The sequence below is a fragment of the Prevotella rectalis genome (assembly GCF_900607215.1).
GTDB lineage: Bacteria > Bacteroidota > Bacteroidia > Bacteroidales > Bacteroidaceae > Prevotella > Prevotella brunnea.
The window spans coordinates 1230890-1248039 of the sequence record NZ_LR027820.1 but is presented as its reverse complement, the minus strand read 5'-3'; the positions used below and the strand labels follow the sequence as shown (position 1 = coordinate 1248039).

Below are 17150 nucleotides of genomic sequence, written 5' to 3'. Positions count from 1 at the left end.
CGGCAAGCGAATAATACTTATCACCGACGAAGCGAAAAACGACCGGAGGAAAACTCCAATTGCAGGTAATTAGGGAATTAGCTGAATTCCCCTATATATCAATGTGCCATCTGTTCTTGTTTGGGTTGGGACATCATCTATATTTGATAATTGATATTTTGCCGAGTATTTTTCGATGGGGCTTTGACGGATGAGGCAAGTGTCGATAATGGCGGAGCGGTTGCAACGGAGTGGGCGTCGGATGCGATGAGCCTGCAACTGAAGCGATTTGAGAAAAGTGAAAAATAAGATTGATAAAAATTTGCAGATTCCGATTTTTTCTTACCTTTGCAGCGATATTTTCAGATTAAACGAAAGGGACAATCTATGGCATTGAACTCTGAAACGAAACAGGCCGCACACAACCGGCTGAGCTTTATCGGCGTCATCGTGACGCTGGGCATTGTGTTTGGCGACATCGGCACATCGCCACTTTATGTAATGAAGGCCATTGTGAAGGCCGGCAGCACCATCAATGCCGAATACATCACCGGTGCTGTGTCGTGCATCATCTGGACGCTGACGTTACAGACCACTATCAAGTACGTTCTCATTGCGCTCCGTGCCGACAACAAGGGTGAGGGCGGCATTCTGGCCCTCTATGCGCTCATCAGGCGGCACAGCCGCAGGTGGTTTTACCTACTGGCCATCATCGGTGCGAGCACGCTGGTGGCTGACGGTGTAATCACTCCCTCCATCACGGTGCTCTCGGCCATCGAGGGACTGAGAGCCTACGAGCCAGAGACACCCATCATTCCCATCTGCCTGTGTATCATTACGGTGCTGTTCTTCATTCAGCAATTTGGAACGAATGCCATCGGGCGATTTTTCGGTCCGCTGATGTTCGTCTGGTTCACGATGATGGGGGTACTGGGAATCGGTCACATCGCCGACTTTCTGCCAATTCTCAAGGCTTTCAATCCCTATTATGCGCTGGAGCTTCTGATACATGATCCCGAATGGTTCCTCATCCTTGGGGCGGTGTTCCTCTGTACGACCGGCGCCGAGGCACTCTACTCCGACCTCGGCCACTGTGGTGCGCAGAACATCCGCGTGAGCTGGGTTTTCGTCAAGTCGATGCTCATCCTCAATTACTTGGGTCAGGGAGCTTGGATCATCAACCATGCTGACAGTCTTGCTCCGGGCGTCAACCCTTTCTATGCCATCATGCCCCGCAGTTTCCTGTTTTTCGGCATCACCATGGCCACCATCGCCGCTATCATCGCCAGTCAAGCCCTCATCAGTGGCTCGTTCACTATTTTCAGTGAGGCGATGAACCTGAAGTTCTGGCCGCGTCAGAAAATCAAATACACCACCGACGTGAAGGGACAGCTCTACATACCGTTTGTCAACACGACGCTCTACGTGCTCTGCATCCTCGTCATTCTTTTCTTCGAGAGTTCCGAGAATATGGAAGCCGCCTACGGTCTGGCCATCACCATCACGATGCTCATGACCACCTTCCTGCTCTTCGCCTATCTGGGGCAGCGCCGTGTGTCGCCGCTCATCACGATACCGTTTGTGGTTTTCTTTATCGGACTTGAGGGTATCTTCTTCATTGCCAACATGTTCAAGTTCGTTCATGGCGGATGGGTGACGATGCTCATGGCCGGTGTCATGTTCGTCGTGATGTATGTATGGCACAATGCCAAACTCATCCGCAGTCAACAGGTCGATGTGCGCGACATCAGAGAGTGGTATGGCGTGATTTCGGACATCAAGCACGACACCACGATAGCCAAGTTTGCCACCAATATCGTCTATCTGAGCAAGCTTTCGGGCACTTACGACATCGAGCAAAAGATTCTCTACTCCATCATCCATAAGCACCCCATGCGGGCCGACCACTACATTCTGCTACACATCGACTATCAGGACGAACCGCAAACACTGGAATACGAGTTCACGACGCTGATTCCAGACACGCTCTACCGCATCAACCTGAAATTAGGGTTCCGCGTTCAGCCGCTGGTGAACCACTATTTCCGCCAGATCATCGAGGAGCTGGTGGCCAGCAAGGAGTTCACGCTCGACAGCTGCTACCCGTCGCTTGAGAAACACGGCATTTCGGGCAACTTCATCTTCGTCATCATCAACCGAATCTATGCAGCCCTCAACCACTTCTCGAAGAAGGAACGCCTCATCATGAGCCTCTACTCGCTGATTGCCCACTTGAAACTGAGCATGTCGCGCGCACTGGGTCTCGACACGAGCAACGTGTTCATCGAGAACGTACCCTTAGTGGTGAAGCCCCATCGCCTGCGCCCCATCAAACGAGTTGACAACGACGGCGACAGCCTTTAGGCGCCCACAGCGACCCTTTGCCAACAAAAACAACATCGAAATCCAACAATACTGAATTTGCAAGCTCACCTATTTATAATATAGGAGAAAATGAACGGACACATGCCAAACTGCCAACATATCACCGCCAGACACCTGACGGCAATCATCGCTGCCCTTCTGCTGCTGGTCATGGAAGGATGCACGAGCAGCCGGTTTGGCGAGGGCGGCCACACGTTCAGGCAAGACAACCCTGAAATAGACAGACGATTCCAGATAGCCGACTTGGGCGGCCAGCAACTCGAAGCCGCCACTCGCTACGGACTGTCGAAACCCATCAGACGGCGCAGCGGAATATGGCTGCGAGCCTGGCGACTGAGGAAAATCAAGACCAACCGATACTATCTACTCGACCCCATGCCCCACTCGAATCCCTACCTCACCAGTGGCGGGAAATGGGTTCTAAAGACCATCGCCAAGCGATTTCAGAAGAAACTCCGGAAAGCCGGCTACCGAGAACACAGAATCATCGTCACGTCGATGCTCCGCACCCGTGAGGATATCGGCGGACTGAAAAAAATCAACAGGGTCGCCGCCACCAACTCGTCGCACATGTACGGCACAACCTTCGATGTCAGTTTCACTCGCTTCAACCGCATCAGCATGGACGGCATGCAACCGAGCAACCGTCTGATGGCCAACCTACTGGGCGAAGTCATCTGCGAGTTGCGTGAGGAGGGCGAATGCTGGATAATCTTCGAGCGGAGCCAGCACTGTTACCACGTGACGGCCAGACGGTGAGACGTCGGACACAGAGACTGAGTAAGGCAACCTAAATCGAGGAATTATGGAAAGAAAACAGACACAGACTCAACAAGTGATAGAAACCCTCCGCCAACACGGGGGCTATTCGACGCTCGGCAACCTATACCGACATGTGAACACATCGCAATGGGCTACCAAGACACCCAACGAGTCGATCCGAAGGATTGTGCAGATGTCGAATGAGATTTTCAGGATACAGCCAGGATTATGGGCTTTGGAGGAATGCCGCGACGAGGTGTTGCGGAAACTGGGGATTGAGACAGGCGACAAGGAGAAAGAGGAGCTTTTCACGCATGGCTATTACCAAGGGCTCATCGCCGAGATAGGCAACATGGAGAACTATACCACCTACGTGCCGGCACAAGACCAAAACCGGAAATTCCTTGAGAGACCACTGATTGAAGTGTGTTCGACCATTCAGATTCCCGATTTCTCCTACAGCGAGCTGACCAACCGTGCAAGGACGGTTGACGTGATATGGTTCAACAAGCGCAAGATGCCCCACAGTTTTTTCGAGGTGGAGCACTCGACGGACATTCAGAACTCCATAACCAAATTCTGCGACTTGCAGGATTTCCACAGCCGTTTCCTGATTGTGGCATCTGAAAACAGGTACGCACAATATAAAAAGGTGATTGAGCGGACAGCTTTCGACGGTTTTCGCAACAGGGTCGGGTTCTGTTCCTACGAGAAAATATCAAGGCAATACGAGCTGATGTGCATGGCTCGTGAAAGCGGGGGATTCATCTGACACCTGCGGCAGAGCAAGGCGAAGGAGGGGGTGAAACGGCGACGACGGACGGCATCTGAGAAACGGGACTGCGAAAGGTGAGCTTTCACACGGTCATCTCTGCCCTTTCGCAATGCAAAAGGTCAGCTTTTGGATTGCCACGGCTTTTGTGGCAGCTGACAGGGGGCTGAAGACGGCCTACTCTATCGGCTCTACCTTGGGCGACTTGATTTCTATTTTCGGCGCTTTCTCTCCGGTTTTCGGCGTTTTTGTCTCCGCAGGGGCTGACTCTTCTATCACCGTCGGGGGTGTTGACGGCACGATGATGGGCTCCGGTGCCGGTATGTTCTCCTCGTCGGCTTTCGGGGCTGGCTCGACGTAATCGACTTTCTTGTGGTCCTTGACCTCGACTTCCTTGGCCTCTTCCTTCGTCAGCACGGGAATCTTCGACGTGGTATCGATGCCGATGACCGAGCCCGACATATCGACCTCGTACTTGCGGGGTGGCGCCATGTCGCGCGTAGCCATCAGAAAGGCCAGCAGCAGCGAACCGAACACGAGCACGGCGGCGCAGATGGCCACCGGTACGGTATAGGTGGGTTTCTTATTGGGTTGTGAATCCATAAACTGTCTTATCTTCATCGGCAAAGTTACTGAATATATCCAATACCACCAAATAAAAGAACGAAAAGAAAAAAATTGAAAATTTACTGAAAAACATTTCCGTTTGTCGTTTTTAATAATTACATTTGCTGATGAATTATCATACAATCAATTAGCATGAGAATACTAATTACCGCACTGACGACACTCCTCTGCCTGACGACCATGGCGCAAGGGTTGACGACGACTGGGGCGCAGACCTACCGGCCACGATTTGAGAAAGGTCAGAAAGCCACCTACAGTTTCCAGATTACCATTGACAGCGATGGCGTTGAGGAGACAGATGTCCCCAAGTACTACTCGCTTCTCGACCAATCTGACCAAATACAGCTCATCGTGTACAGCTATTTTGGTATCTCTGGATATGCCTTCTCCGACGAAGTGTGTCACAAGTTCACGCTTGAAGTGATTGACACGACACCCTACGGCACGGTTTTCTCGCTGCTCATTCACCAACCGAAAGAGAAGAAAGAGACTGATGTCAAAGAGGTTGACAAGGTCTCGAAAGCCATGACAGAGTATTTGGAGGAAAACAAATTCACAATGTTCTTCCCCAACGACATGAACAGTTGGATGCTGGTGGGCGGAAAAGAACATTGGGACAATCTGTCGGAGCGCATGGGAATACGGAAAGGTACGGACTACGATGCGAAAAAAGCAGAGGATTACCAGCTCCAGTACCCGACTCCCCGACAAAGACTGTTGGAATTTTTCATCCGCATGGCATGTCCCGCCCTCCACTGGTTCGAGAAAGCCTACAACACACCTTTCTGTTTGGGGCAGAAAACCACGGGGCAACCAATCAACGACAGCGATAAGGAACAGACATACACGGTGGAAAAGGCCGAAATGGCTGCCGACAACTCGTTCGAAATGACATCCGACCAGTATAGTCGCCGAGCCATCGCTTGGTCATACGATGAGGCAGACTCCGTCGAAATAGACAGCGTGTGGACTGATGGAAACGAAAACGGGAACACGACAGATCCGCAACCCGACGAGAAGGCGCAGAAAACCGCCCGATTTACCTTGGAGCACAGGCACTATCACCTGATTATCGGGAAAGACTCGATGCCGACTCTCTACGAACAAACTTACGAAATTGAAAGAGACGGCAAGAAGCCTAAAGTGGGAATCATACTCAGAAGAGAACAATAAGCTGCCAACAACCCAACAAACGACCATCATGAGAAAAATAATACTATTGCTGCTCGCAGCAGTCTGCCTACCAATCTTGGCACATAGACACACCAACCCCACTGTGGACAACTACCATCAGAAATTCAGAAAGGGGCTCAAGGCAAGCTATTGCCTCACCATCGACAACATCCATCCTGAAACAGCCAACATGAAAATTCCCGATTTTGCCCTGTTCGCACCGTTAGAAATAATGCCGGAAGCCTCCATGCAAACACAATACATAGGCGGACTGGCAATGGCACTATACAAGAACCAGCTGAAAAACCGATTCACAATAGAGATAAACGATGTAACCCCGTACGTCATAGTAGCCACTTTGGAGATTGCCGAGACACCCGAATACAACCAGTCGGACGCCGACAAGGAGTTTGATACACTGGTGGGAGCGGTGTTCGATTACTTCAAACAAAACAAAATCACCGTACTCCTGTCTCCCAACATGGACACATGGACCATCATGGACGGACAGCGACATTGGCAAAAGATATGCGAAAAGATTCATGAGATACTGTTGACATCGGGAAAGGCCGACAAAGAGACGGAAAAGGAAATGGAGGAAACAATGAAGATGCTTCAGATGCCACAAATAGGCAGCACACTCACCAAAATTTTCCTCAACGTCTGTTGTCCGGGGTTCACGATGTGGAACAACTTCTATCACATACCATTCAAAAAAGGGACGGCAACCATCGGGAAACCGCTCGACGGAACCAACCGAAACAACAGATACACGACGCAGACAGCCAAGTTGAAAAAAGACCTGAGCTTCAGCCTCGAAAGACAACAACAAAAATACGAATACATCTACACAACCGTATCCGACTCCACAGAGGTTGACACGATGGTGGCTGACACAGCCTACCTCGACAGTTGCATAGATGCGGCAAGTTCTGCGGACTCCGCAATGACGGTCGAAGAGTACGAAAAAATGGAAGTAGAACCCCAGAATGCACTCGAAAACGACACAACGGAACAGCAATACGACTATCAGAACGACACGACCGTGACCGAAGACTACAAGAAAATTACCTATAAGCAAGTCATGAAGGCAGGTAAGGACACACTCCCCCTACTCTATGAAGCCTCCTACACAATAGAATTGGAGACCACCCAACCCACCATGACAGCCATATTGAAAAGAGAAGAATAACGAAAAGAAACCGCTCTATAAGTTATATATTACGCGAGTTCGGGATAAGAAAAGCTCTTAAAAGTTGGCAATCTCGCTTATTATTTGTACCTTTAGTGGTGATAATCATCAAGTTTCAAATAAAAACAAAGCGATGATTACCAAAGACAAATTTACTGAAATATTCTGTATTATAGACGAATTTAACAAAAATTTGAATACCGAACTCGAAAACAACCTTTTTTTGCCTACCCATAACGGTAAAGGAAAACGTTATAGAAATCGTAAAGGTCGTCTTTCTGAAAGCGAAATTATGACTATTCTTGTGTGCTATCATTTCGGTACATACCGTAACTTCAAGGAGTATTACCTCAACTGCATTCGTGGACAACTCAAGCAGGAGTTTCCCGATGCTGTATCCTACAATCGTTTCGTGGAACTAATGCCACGTGTTTTCTTCCAGATGATGATGTTTATGAAGCTTTATGCCTTTGGCAAATGTACAGGGATAACGNNNNTCGTGGACAACTCAAGCAGGAGTTTCCCGATGCTGTATCCTACAATCGTTTCGTGGAACTAATGCCACGTGTTTTCTTCCAGATGATGATGTTTATGAAGCTTTATGCCTTTGGCAAATGTACAGGGATAACGTTTGTCGACAGTACCATGATACCTGTATGTCATAATGTACGGCGTTATTTCAACAAGGTGTTTGCCGGTTTCGCGAAGAACGGAAAAGGTACTATGGGTTGGTGTCACGGCTTCAAACTGCACCTGCTCTGTAATGACTCTGGCGAGGTTATAACCTTCTGTCTTACAGGGGCAAATGTTGATGACAGAGATAAGCGGGTGTGGAGCGTTTTTACAAAAGTCTTGTATGGAAAAGTGTTCGCTGACAGAGGATATATTAAAAAGGAACTCTTTGAAACCTTGTTCGACCAAGGCATACATCTCGTACATGGTCTAAAAGCGAACATGAAGAACAAACTTATGCCTATGTGGGACAAAATCATGCTTAGAAAGAGATACATCATCGAATGTATCAACGAGTTGCTAAAGAACAAGGCTAACCTTGTACATTCACGGCACCGATCAATACATAATTTCATCATGAACTTATGTTCTGCTCTTACAGCCTATTGTTTCTTTGACAATAAGCCGGAGGCACTGCCGGTACACGTAGAGAAATCAAGGCAATTGGAACTTTTCTAAAGATTTTCTTATCCCGAACTCGTGTATTCATAGGTTTTCAAATGGCACAAAGGTAATAAATAAAGGACATCTGGAGCTTTTCAGCCTACCAAATGTCCATTACGCCGAAAAAGCATCAATCGAAAAAGCGTTTTTAGTAAGCACAAAACGTCTCTATAGAGGCGTTAAGTGTGTCTCTATAGAGACGTAACGCACAACTCTATAGAGACGTAACACACAGCTCTATAGAGACGTAACACACAACTCTATAGAGACGTAACGCACAGCTCCATGGAGGCATATGAAGGAGTTATTCATCGTAAAATAAAGACATGAAAAAATCAGGTGGAAGTAAAGAAATAAAGACCAAGCCGGCATCATTGGAGCGGAGGCTGCGATAGAGCTGTTGGCGACATTCTTAATCTTTTATTTCCGGATATTTTCTGAACCATCCGTCCCAACGCAGTCGCATGACTCCAAACAAGGCTTCGGAGAAGATTCCACCACTCATCTTGCTGATGCCTTCCCTGCGATTGACGAAGATGACAGGCACTTCTTTTATTTGGAAGCCAATCTTGTGAGCGGTGTATTTCATTTCTATCTGAAAAGCGTAGCCTTTGAAGCGAATATCATCCAAAGGTATGGTTTCCAATACTTTGCGGCGATAGCATACAAATCCCGCAGTGGTATCGTGAACATGGAAGCCCGTGATGAAACGCACGTATTTGCTGGCGAAATAGCTCATCAATACGCGACCAATGGGCCAATTTACCACGTTCACTCCGCTGACGTAGCGCGACCCCACTGCCACGTCGTAGCCCTCGTTGTGGGTGGCATCGTAGAGGCGAGGCAGGTCTTTGGGGTCGTGGCTGAAGTCAGCATCCATCTCGAATACGTATTTGTAGCCGTGCTCCAATGCCCACTTAAACCCACGAATATATGCTGTTCCCAATCCAAGTTTCCCCGTACGCTCGATGATGAACAAACGGTCGGAGAACTCTGTCTCAATCATTTGGTGAACAATTCGTGCCGTTCCGTCCGGACTTCCGTCATCAATTACCAATACATGAAAACACTTTTCCAAGCCGAAGACCGCCCGGATGATTTTCTCTATGTTCTCTTTCTCGTTGTAAGTGGGAATGATTACAATGCTGTCGCTGTCCATTGTTTGTTGTTTTTTGCAAATGTAGTATATTTATCCGAATGTGACAAATCTATGTTCTCTTTTTTGCCACGGTAAATTGCCGGTGAGCAATTTCTCTTGTGGCATCATTTGACAAGTCGGTTTGTAAACTTTCTCGGCTCGGTGCGTTGGGAATAATCCTGCAAACTCCATGTCCGCCCCTTGCTCATTGGTCGGGATTTTCCACATAACCTTGATATTCCGGTGTTAATCCCGCTTCTATCACTCGATAGGCTTCTTCCATTGCCATTTTTTCGTATTCCGTTCCCTTTCCTTTCGGCAGGATGGGTTGATGAATTGTCAGACTGATGGGATGCCATACGGGAAAATGCCAGTCCTTGGTTCGTGGCATGACGTTAAAGGAGCCGTTGATGGAGAGTGGACAAACCGGAAGCTGTATTTCATCTGCCAGCATGAAAGCACCGCGCCGGAACTTTCCCATGTGTCCGGTGAACGTGCGTGCTCCTTCCGGGAAGACCACCAGCGACATGCCCTCTCTCAATGTGGCACGTGCCTCATCGTAAGTCTTCTTGATTTTGCTGGCTCCACTCTTATCCACAAAGATGTGGTGCGCATAGGCGCAAGCCACCCCTACAAAGGGAATCTTGCGGATGCCTTTTTTCATCATCCACTTGAAGTTGCGTCCCAAAAAACCATATATTAGGAAGATGTCGAATGCGCCCTGATGGTTGCTCACGAAAACATAACTTTGGTGTGGATGAAGATGTTCTCGTCCTTCCACTTTCACGGGTAGCAGAAGGAGACGAATGGTAAATCGAGACCAATATCTTCCGGGATAATAGCCCCAGAAATGTCCGTTCCCCAGGGCGCATCCAACCACTGTTGCCACTGTTGTCAGAATTGATGCGAGGATGAATAGCGGAAGAAAGATGATGAGTGTGTAGAGGCAATACACCGCTCTTGTCATTCGGCTGCCATGCGAGACTTTTGTTTTCATTGTCGGGATGTCTGTTGGTATCTTTTCGGTGGGAGCTTTCATCTTAATCTTTTTGTGGTGTGTAACGTGATGACGGTAACTTCGTTGGGCATGTTCAGACGAAACGGTATTAAACCGCCCAGTCCCGCAGTAACGTATAGATAGCGATTGTTCTCGGAAAAGAGTCCGTAGTCTTCTCGCAGCCATAGTTGTGAAAGTCGTATGCCCATTGCTTGCATTTGTCCGGCATGGGTGTGCCCGCTGAGCGTCAGTTGTGCGTGTGTGTGAGGAAGGATGGAACGTTGCCATGCCGATGGATCGTGCTGCAGCATGATGACAAAAGCGTTGTCGGGGATGCCTCGCATAGTCTTTTTTAAGTCCGCCTTGTTTGGAAAAGGTGGCAGTCCGTCGTTTTCCTCTCCACATATATATATGGAATCATTGTCTTTGTGAAGCGTCATGTTGGCGTTGGTGAGCAATGTCCATTCCAATGAGTCGCGGATCACCTTTCTCAACCGTTGTTCTTGTCGCGAAAGCTCTTCCGGAGTGCCTTTAACGTATTCCGTGTAGTCGTGGTTTCCCAAGACGGCTATGGTGCCTTTCATGGCATTCCTGATAACGTGTGCCATTTCTTCCACCTCGTGTGGGCGCATGTTTTGAAGGTCTCCAGTAAAGAAAATACGGTCAGCCCGTTGCTTGCTGATACTATCCATTTCGGCTTTCAAAATCCTTGCACGCCATCCTTTGAAAGTTCCTAAATGAAGATCGGATACATGAACGATTTTATATCCGTCGAATGTGGCAGGCAGGTCATTGAATGTGAGGTTGATGTGCCTCACGCGAATTTGGGAAAAGCCGAAAGTCAGTCCGTAGAGATACATCGTTACCATGAAACAGCTTATCGCCAATCCGATGTAATGTCCCGGGTTGCGATGTGTGTGGGTGATGAATTTCCTTATGAACCATCCTATCGAGGAACAAACGGCAAAGATGGCTTTTGGTCCTACTACTATACCTATCAATAAGAGATAGGCGTTGAGCCATGTCAGGTTATGAGGAGCAAAACTTTCTATGGATGCGAGGGCGCAGGTGTAAATAACAAGGAAAATGGAAGGCGTCCACCAAAGCAGTCGCAGCCACCATGATATTTTGTAATGTTTGCGAAAATAGTGAGCATCGATATATACATCGGACAGCACTATGATAAGCAATAAAGGTATGACTATTCTCGCTATCATCTGTTTAATGTCTAAATGATAATTGTTCGCCTCGATATTCGGAGTTGAATTTATCTCCGTTTAGGATGTGTTGTCCATTGCAAAGCGTATGAACCACTTTCCAATGATATTCATGTCCTTGCATCGGGCTCCATTTGCATTTGCTCTGTATGATGTCTTCGTTCACCACCCATCGAGTATCGGGGCGGACAATCGTTATGTCTGCTTTGTAACCCCGACGCAAATATCCACGCTTGTCGATGGAGAAGAGGCGTGCGGGAGCATGGGAAGTCAGCTCCACCATTCTTTCCATTGAGAGAACTCCTTGGTCAACCAGTTCCAACAGGGTAGGTAAAGAGAATTGAATCATGGGCATACCTGACATTGCCTTCGCACATCCTCCTTGTTTCTGAGCGAAGAGGTGAGGTGCGTGATCCGTTCCGATAGTCGTTATTCTGCCATCTGTCAATGCTTTGCGGAGTTCGGTGCGGTCGTGAGTTGTTTTCACTGACGGGTTGCACTTTATGAGTGCTTTCTTTACGAGATAATCGTCATTGGTAAAGTAAAGATGGGCTATCACCGCTTCCAGCGTAACCAAATCCTTTGCCCCCGGTATGTCGAGCAATGAAAGCTCGCGAGCAGTGCTTACATGGGCAATGTGCAGCTGTGTGTTATACTTCAACGCCAATTGCACCGCGAGACTTGAGGATTGCCAACAAGCTTTCTCGCTTCTGATTTCGCAGTGGTGCGTGATGGCAGGGTCGTCGCCATACTTCGCCTTGGCAGCTTTCATGTTTTCATTGATGATAGTCGAGTCTTCGCAATGGGTCATTAAGGGCAGGTGCATCTCCGCGGCAGTGGAGAAGATGTCTTCCAAGGCCTTGCGTTGATCAACCAGCATATTTCCTGTTGAGGCACCCATAAATAGTTTTACACCGGGTATGTCATGAATGTTCAATTGCTTGATGAGAGGACTATTGGCGTTCGTCGCACCGAAAAAGAAACCATAGTTTACGTGACTACTTCGCTTTGCCCTTGCAAACTTATCGTTGAGTGCTTCCGGCGTTGTTGTTTGCGGAAGTGTATTCGGCATTTCGCAAAAAGAGGTAACACCACCATATGCTGCTGCTCGGCTTTCACTCTCCATGTCTGCTTTCGCTTCCATTCCCGGCTCCCGGAAGTGAACGTGGGTGTCAATAATTCCGGGTAATACAAAACAACCCGTGGCATCGATGACCTCATCGAATGTGCCACGGGCAGACTGTTCGTCTTCGGTTATTTCATCAATCCTATCGTTTTCTATGGCGATTGTGCCCTTAAACACACGCCCTTCATTAACGATTATTCCGCCTTTAATGAGTTTCCTCATCGCTGTGTCCTGTTATGAGATTATAATTTATTCTCTCCCTTGTATGGTGTCGCCCGCCATTTCTGCAGGAGTGGGAGGTGTAACACCGGCAGTCGGTGCGTCATTGCCTGCTGCTGGCAGCGGTGTCGGATGAGAGTCGGCTGTCCCATTCATTTCTTTTTGTGCCTGTAGAAAGTTATTATAGAACTCCTTGATATGAGGATTCTCCTTAAACTTTTCCGGTGCTTTCGTCATGATATACTCCACCCACGCCGGAAGTTGGTTTAAGGCGTACATATATAGATAATCGTTCATCCAAACGGGATAAGCATCCGGTGTGGTATCGTAGGTAACGCGAGTGAAAAATCCCCAAGGAGCAAGGATGTTGTCAAAATTCTCTGTAACAAAGTTGGTGAATAGCTCGTCTCCCGCTGCATACACTTTTAGAGCTTTCTTTATTAAGCGTGCATTAACCGTTTCCTCGTCTTGTCCGTTGAGAATGGCAGCACTCTCTTCATGGTCTATTTCGGTATATTGGTTGCGTAGTTGGGTAAACTTTGTCCAAAAGGCGTTCAGCTTTTCATTTAGCGGGGTTCCGCTTACGCTCTGTTGTGTGTTGTCTAATTTCAACACGATGTCGCCTTCTTCCACTACAATGGGGAACTGAAGGTTGATATCGTCCATGAAAACCTGTGCCACCTTTGCGGAATCCACAGATCCGTGGAAGATGAATTCGCCGTGTACTACATCGCACGAGTCAAGGTTTAACAATGAGTCGGCGTGCGACATCTTCAGATATAATTTCCTTCCGTCCAAACCGGAGACATTGGAAGTACCCTGAATGTTATAAGATTTTGCGCATGAGGCAAAAACTACGAGCGAAATAGCGGCATAAAGAATCTTGTTCATATACATTTTCCTTGTTCACCACAAATATACAATGTATAGTTGATGTTACGAAAGTTTTTCATTCAATTTAAAACTAATCAATCCTTTTTTAGTGTTTTTTCATCTTGTCGCTCGCTGTCCTTGCCCAATTCATAGCTAATTCGATGAGTGGTGTAAACTTCTATGACTGCGGAAATGAGCAAAATCACCACCCAATTATGATGAAACACGTTCACGTAAGTGGTATAACCACCAATCGACTTTGAAAACAAAGGCTCAATAAAGGAATAGGAGTCTTCCACCATGAATAGACCTGCGAGAATAAACCCGATATTGGCTATTGACATAATCTTGCGCAGTCGTTTTATGGTAATGCTATTCCCTGAATATTTCTGACGCATCTGCATGAGAACGAAGAAGACAGCCCCCACCAACATCAACCAACAAGCCACCGGTTGCCAAAGAAGAAAAGCATATAATCCCGCACCCGTTACCATCAGGACGCCACCTGCCATAAACAATAAGCTCTCAATTTTATTCAACTGGTTCATCATGTTTGTTGTCTGTCGCTTGTTCATCATCGCTAAGTACAAAGATGTCCTCGTCATCGGCTTTCATAAAGTAACGCTCGCGAGCAATCTTTGCCATCGCATTGGGATTGCGCTTTATTTCTTTCAGTAATTCCGTGTCTTGACGATATTGTGTCTCGTATTTGGCAATCTCCGCCTTTAAGTCTTGTATCTGATAAGCGTACTTTATGAGTTTGGTGAAGCTGTTCTCATCCAGCACACCCACGACCAGCACGCCCAGTATGATGACAATATGATACTTGAACTTGCTGAGAAAATAAAAGATATGTCCCGTAAATCGACTCACGCAATCAGCTGTTAGTGAATTTGCATCCATGACAGCGGAAACTCCTCGGAGACTGTCCGAACGACCATTCACCGCTATCCTTTGCAAAAGTAATCAAAAGATTTGAGAAAGGTAGCGTGTTGAATAAGATTTTTGGCAAATTAACAATTAATTCCCTCTGCCCCTAATCTCCATGTCTTAACTTTTTGTTACCTTTGCAAAAACTATCAATGATTTATATATGGACGAATACATCGTTTCTGCGAGAAAATACCGCCCCGTTACTTTCGATTCGGTGGTGGGACAGCAGGCACTTACCACCACGCTGAAGAATGCGGTGAAGAGCAGGAAACTGGCTCATGCCTATTTGTTCTGCGGACCGCGCGGAGTAGGGAAGACTACTTGTGCGCGCATCTTCGCCAAGGCCATCAATTGTGCGCATCCGGCGGCGAACGGCGAAGCTTGTAACGAATGTGAAAGTTGCAAATCCTTCAACGAAGGGCGAAGCTATAATATTTTTGAACTGGATGCTGCCAGCAACAACTCGGTGGAGAATATCAAATCGCTGATGGAACAAACACGTATTCCTCCGCAAGTGGGGAAATACAAGGTTTTTATTATCGATGAGGTGCACATGCTCTCCACGGCGGCTTTCAACGCTTTTCTCAAGACATTGGAGGAACCGCCGGCTCATGTCATATTCATTCTTGCCACAACAGAGAAACACAAAATACTCCCCACTATTCTCTCGCGTTGCCAGATTTATGATTTTGAACGCATGACCGTTCCCGACATCATTGAACACCTGAAGGAGGTGGCAGAAAAGGAAGGGATAAAATACGAAGAACAAGCCCTGAACATCATCGCGGAGAAAGCTGATGGCGGAATGCGCGATGCGCTTTCCATCTTTGATCAAACGGCAAGTTTCTCGCAAGGCAACATTACCTATCAAAAGGTGATAGAGGATCTTAACGTTCTCGATGCAGATAATTATTTTCGCATTGTGGATTTAGCCATGGAAAACAAGGTGAGTGAAATCATGGTCTTGCTCAATAACATTATTAATAAGGGATTTGATGGAGGACACCTTGTTAACGGACTTGCCAGTCATGTACGTAACGTGCTCATGGCGAAGGACGAACAAACATTGCCTTTGCTTGAAGTGAGCAAGCAACAAGCCGAGCGTTACAAGCAACAAGCCGGGAAATGTCCCACGAAGTTCCTTTATAAAGCCTTGCGGCTGATGAATCGTTGCGACATTGAATATCGGCAAAGTTCTAACAAACGATTGTTGGTGGAAATCACGCTTATTCAGGTGGCGCAAATCACTCAGGAAGATGACGACGTTCCTGCCTCGGGGCGTAGCCCTAAACGTTTGAAATCCCTGTTTAAGAAACTTGTCATCAACGCTCAGCCTAAACCGGTCAGACAGGTGTCCGGGGCGAGCCGCAAAACCATCTCTCAACCCTTGGCAACCCAAGGAGAAATGGTTGATGATTCCCCACGCCAGACACATGAGACGAAAAAGTCAGCTGCTGGAGGTGGGGGTAGCATGCCCAAGATGAATTTGGGCACCATCGGGTTGTCGTTCAACCATCTTCTCAACGAGAACAAACCAAAGGAGAGTAAGGAAGATGATGTGAGCATAACCAACAAAGACGAGAGTCAGAACTTCTCTTCGCAACAGCTTCTCATGGAGTGGCGGGGAATGTGCACGCGCATTGGGAAATTTAACATCGGGCTGGCACAGCGAATGAAAAATCTGAAGCCCGTCATTACGGAACATCCTAAGATAGAAGTCGTTGTTGAAAACAAGATTTTATTGGAGGAAATGCTTGCCATTCGCAATCGAGTCAGAGCCACCATGGCAAAACAACTTCATAACGGCAATATAGAAGTTACCATCAGGCTCGCCAAAGCAGAAGAGATAAAGCCGGTTCTCACGCCTCGTCAGGAATTGGAACGGCTGCAAAAGGAAAACAACGCTGTTGCGAAGCTCATCGTTGATTTGGATTTGGAATTAGCATAAACCATCTGAAGCTAAAAAAATCGAAACTCGAAATTGGTTGATGTGTGGATTGACTTGCAAGTTCCAAAACGAAGTGCAATAAAAGAGTAGCCCTCGCCGAGAGATGCAGACGTTCTCGAAGCGTAGCGAGAGGTTGTCTGCATCTCTCGGCGAGGAAAAAAAACAACCAGCAATACAAATAAAAAAGGGAGACCTCTGTCTCCCCAAGATTAATTAACTTTGTATTGTGAAATATCATCAATTAACCTCGGAGCAAAGGTCGCAAATTTTCGCCTTACTCCAAAAGAAAACAGGGAGAAAAGAGATTGCCACAATCGTCGGCATCAGTCAGTCAACACTATCACGTGAAATCAAACGCAACAGCACGCCATCAGAAAAGTATATCTGGACAAAGGCGCACGATATGGCTATGCAGCGCAGAAAGAGAACGGTAAAGAACGCCAGGCTCTCTAACGAATTAGTCTGGAGAATTAAGGAATATATCACCAATGACCAGTGGTCTCCACGACAAATATCAGGTTATCTGCGCAAGAATGAGGGAATAAAGGTGTCCCACCAATCCATTTATAATATCATTCATAATGATACAACAGGGGAACTTGCCAAACACACAAGGCATAAGATGAAATACAG

Annotated in this window: 15 protein-coding genes and 1 pseudogene; 8 read left to right on the top strand and 8 right to left on the bottom strand. The window is 47.3% G+C overall.

The genetic code is table 11. The features are described from left to right. The first annotated feature begins 366 nt into the window (after positions 1-366). From E0E16_RS06405 to E0E16_RS06395, 3 genes are all read left to right on the top strand, one after another. Positions 367-2343 carry a KUP/HAK/KT family potassium transporter gene (locus tag E0E16_RS06405; RefSeq protein ID WP_130829600.1) on the top strand — a complete coding sequence of 659 codons (1977 nt, stop codon included), beginning with the start codon at positions 367-369 and terminating at the stop codon, positions 2341-2343. 90 nt (positions 2344-2433) lie between these two features. Further along, entirely contained in the window at positions 2434-3123 is a 690-nt protein-coding gene (locus tag E0E16_RS06400; RefSeq protein ID WP_130829599.1) for a DUF5715 family protein, read from the top strand. Between the two features lie 46 nt (positions 3124-3169). Beyond that, the gene (locus E0E16_RS06395; protein ID WP_130829598.1) at positions 3170-3898 is read left to right on the top strand and encodes a type II restriction enzyme NmeDI-related protein; all 729 of its coding nucleotides are present in this window, start codon (positions 3170-3172) and stop codon (positions 3896-3898) included. Positions 3899-4075: 177 nt separating this feature from the next. On the opposite strand, the gene E0E16_RS06390 is transcribed toward E0E16_RS06395, so the two are convergent. Continuing rightward, complete coding sequence (locus tag E0E16_RS06390; protein WP_130829597.1) at positions 4076-4501, bottom strand: hypothetical protein; 426 nt, start codon at positions 4499-4501, stop codon at positions 4076-4078. A gap of 156 nt (positions 4502-4657) precedes the next feature. Here E0E16_RS06390 and E0E16_RS06385 point away from each other — a divergent pair, with 156 nt between their 5' ends. From E0E16_RS06385 to E0E16_RS06375, 3 genes and pseudogenes are all read left to right on the top strand, one after another. Then, the gene (locus E0E16_RS06385; RefSeq protein ID WP_130829596.1) at positions 4658-5698 is read left to right on the top strand and encodes a hypothetical protein; all 1041 of its coding nucleotides are present in this window, start codon (positions 4658-4660) and stop codon (positions 5696-5698) included. A 28-nt stretch (positions 5699-5726) separates the two neighbouring features. Then, positions 5727-6890 carry a hypothetical protein gene (locus E0E16_RS06380; protein ID WP_130829595.1) on the top strand — a complete coding sequence of 388 codons (1164 nt, stop codon included), beginning with the start codon at positions 5727-5729 and terminating at the stop codon, positions 6888-6890. A gap of 133 nt (positions 6891-7023) precedes the next feature. After that, positions 7024-8081: pseudogene (locus tag E0E16_RS06375) on the top strand (IS982 family transposase). A gap of 397 nt (positions 8082-8478) precedes the next feature. Here the strand turns inward: E0E16_RS06375 and E0E16_RS06370 are convergent. The 7 genes from E0E16_RS06370 to E0E16_RS06340 all read right to left on the bottom strand — a co-directional run bounded on the left by E0E16_RS06370 (position 8479) and on the right by E0E16_RS06340 (position 14509). Next, on the bottom strand, positions 8479-9225 hold the full coding sequence (locus tag E0E16_RS06370; protein ID WP_130829594.1) for a polyprenol monophosphomannose synthase: 747 nt from the start codon (positions 9223-9225) through the stop codon (positions 8479-8481). Positions 9226-9409: 184 nt separating this feature from the next. Then, entirely contained in the window at positions 9410-10201 is a 792-nt protein-coding gene (locus E0E16_RS06365; protein ID WP_130829593.1) for a lysophospholipid acyltransferase family protein, read from the bottom strand. A 38-nt stretch (positions 10202-10239) separates the two neighbouring features. Next, positions 10240-11418, bottom strand: coding sequence for a metallophosphoesterase (locus E0E16_RS06360; RefSeq protein ID WP_130829592.1), 1179 nt, complete (start codon positions 11416-11418; stop codon positions 10240-10242). 4 nt (positions 11419-11422) lie between these two features. Next, positions 11423-12766 (bottom strand): dihydroorotase, encoded by a 1344-nt coding sequence (locus tag E0E16_RS06355; RefSeq protein ID WP_130829591.1) that lies wholly within the window; start codon positions 12764-12766, stop codon positions 11423-11425. A gap of 27 nt (positions 12767-12793) precedes the next feature. Then, positions 12794-13654, bottom strand: coding sequence for a DUF4369 domain-containing protein (locus tag E0E16_RS06350; protein ID WP_130829763.1), 861 nt, complete (start codon positions 13652-13654; stop codon positions 12794-12796). Between the two features lie 77 nt (positions 13655-13731). Further along, the gene (locus E0E16_RS06345) at positions 13732-14184 is read right to left on the bottom strand and encodes a hypothetical protein (RefSeq protein WP_181951331.1); all 453 of its coding nucleotides are present in this window, start codon (positions 14182-14184) and stop codon (positions 13732-13734) included. Continuing rightward, positions 14168-14509, bottom strand: coding sequence for an FtsB family cell division protein (locus E0E16_RS06340; RefSeq protein ID WP_130829761.1), 342 nt, complete (start codon positions 14507-14509; stop codon positions 14168-14170). Before E0E16_RS06340 ends, E0E16_RS06345 begins: the two co-directional genes overlap by 17 nt. Before the next feature lie 220 nt (positions 14510-14729). Between E0E16_RS06340 and E0E16_RS06335 the strand changes: the two genes are divergently transcribed. Continuing rightward, positions 14730-16517 (top strand): DNA polymerase III subunit gamma/tau, encoded by a 1788-nt coding sequence (locus E0E16_RS06335; protein ID WP_130829590.1) that lies wholly within the window; start codon positions 14730-14732, stop codon positions 16515-16517. Positions 16518-16743: 226 nt separating this feature from the next. After that, a partial coding sequence (locus tag E0E16_RS06330; RefSeq protein WP_165444201.1) for a helix-turn-helix domain-containing protein occupies positions 16744-17150 on the top strand: 407 nt, incomplete at its 3' end.

What these genes read in the sequence shown, in the direction of transcription:
- E0E16_RS06345 (WP_181951331.1), bottom strand. Translation starts at nt 14,184, where the DNA reads ATGAACCAGTTGAATAAAATTGAGAGCTTATTGTTTATGGCAGGTGGC.
- E0E16_RS06350 (WP_130829763.1), bottom strand. Translation starts at nt 13,654, where the DNA reads ATGAACAAGATTCTTTATGCCGCTATTTCGCTCGTAGTTTTTGCCTCA.
- E0E16_RS06365 (WP_130829593.1), bottom strand. Translation starts at nt 10,201, where the DNA reads ATGAAAACAAAAGTCTCGCATGGCAGCCGAATGACAAGAGCGGTGTAT.
- E0E16_RS06405 (WP_130829600.1), top strand. Translation starts at nt 367, where the DNA reads ATGGCATTGAACTCTGAAACGAAACAGGCCGCACACAACCGGCTGAGC.
- E0E16_RS06380 (WP_130829595.1), top strand. Translation starts at nt 5,727, where the DNA reads ATGAGAAAAATAATACTATTGCTGCTCGCAGCAGTCTGCCTACCAATC.
- E0E16_RS06395 (WP_130829598.1), top strand. Translation starts at nt 3,170, where the DNA reads ATGGAAAGAAAACAGACACAGACTCAACAAGTGATAGAAACCCTCCGC.
- E0E16_RS06390 (WP_130829597.1), bottom strand. Translation starts at nt 4,501, where the DNA reads ATGGATTCACAACCCAATAAGAAACCCACCTATACCGTACCGGTGGCC.
- E0E16_RS06355 (WP_130829591.1), bottom strand. Translation starts at nt 12,766, where the DNA reads ATGAGGAAACTCATTAAAGGCGGAATAATCGTTAATGAAGGGCGTGTG.
- E0E16_RS06360 (WP_130829592.1), bottom strand. Translation starts at nt 11,418, where the DNA reads ATGATAGCGAGAATAGTCATACCTTTATTGCTTATCATAGTGCTGTCC.
- E0E16_RS06335 (WP_130829590.1), top strand. Translation starts at nt 14,730, where the DNA reads ATGGACGAATACATCGTTTCTGCGAGAAAATACCGCCCCGTTACTTTC.
- E0E16_RS06385 (WP_130829596.1), top strand. Translation starts at nt 4,658, where the DNA reads ATGAGAATACTAATTACCGCACTGACGACACTCCTCTGCCTGACGACC.
- E0E16_RS06400 (WP_130829599.1), top strand. Translation starts at nt 2,434, where the DNA reads ATGAACGGACACATGCCAAACTGCCAACATATCACCGCCAGACACCTG.
- E0E16_RS06370 (WP_130829594.1), bottom strand. Translation starts at nt 9,225, where the DNA reads ATGGACAGCGACAGCATTGTAATCATTCCCACTTACAACGAGAAAGAG.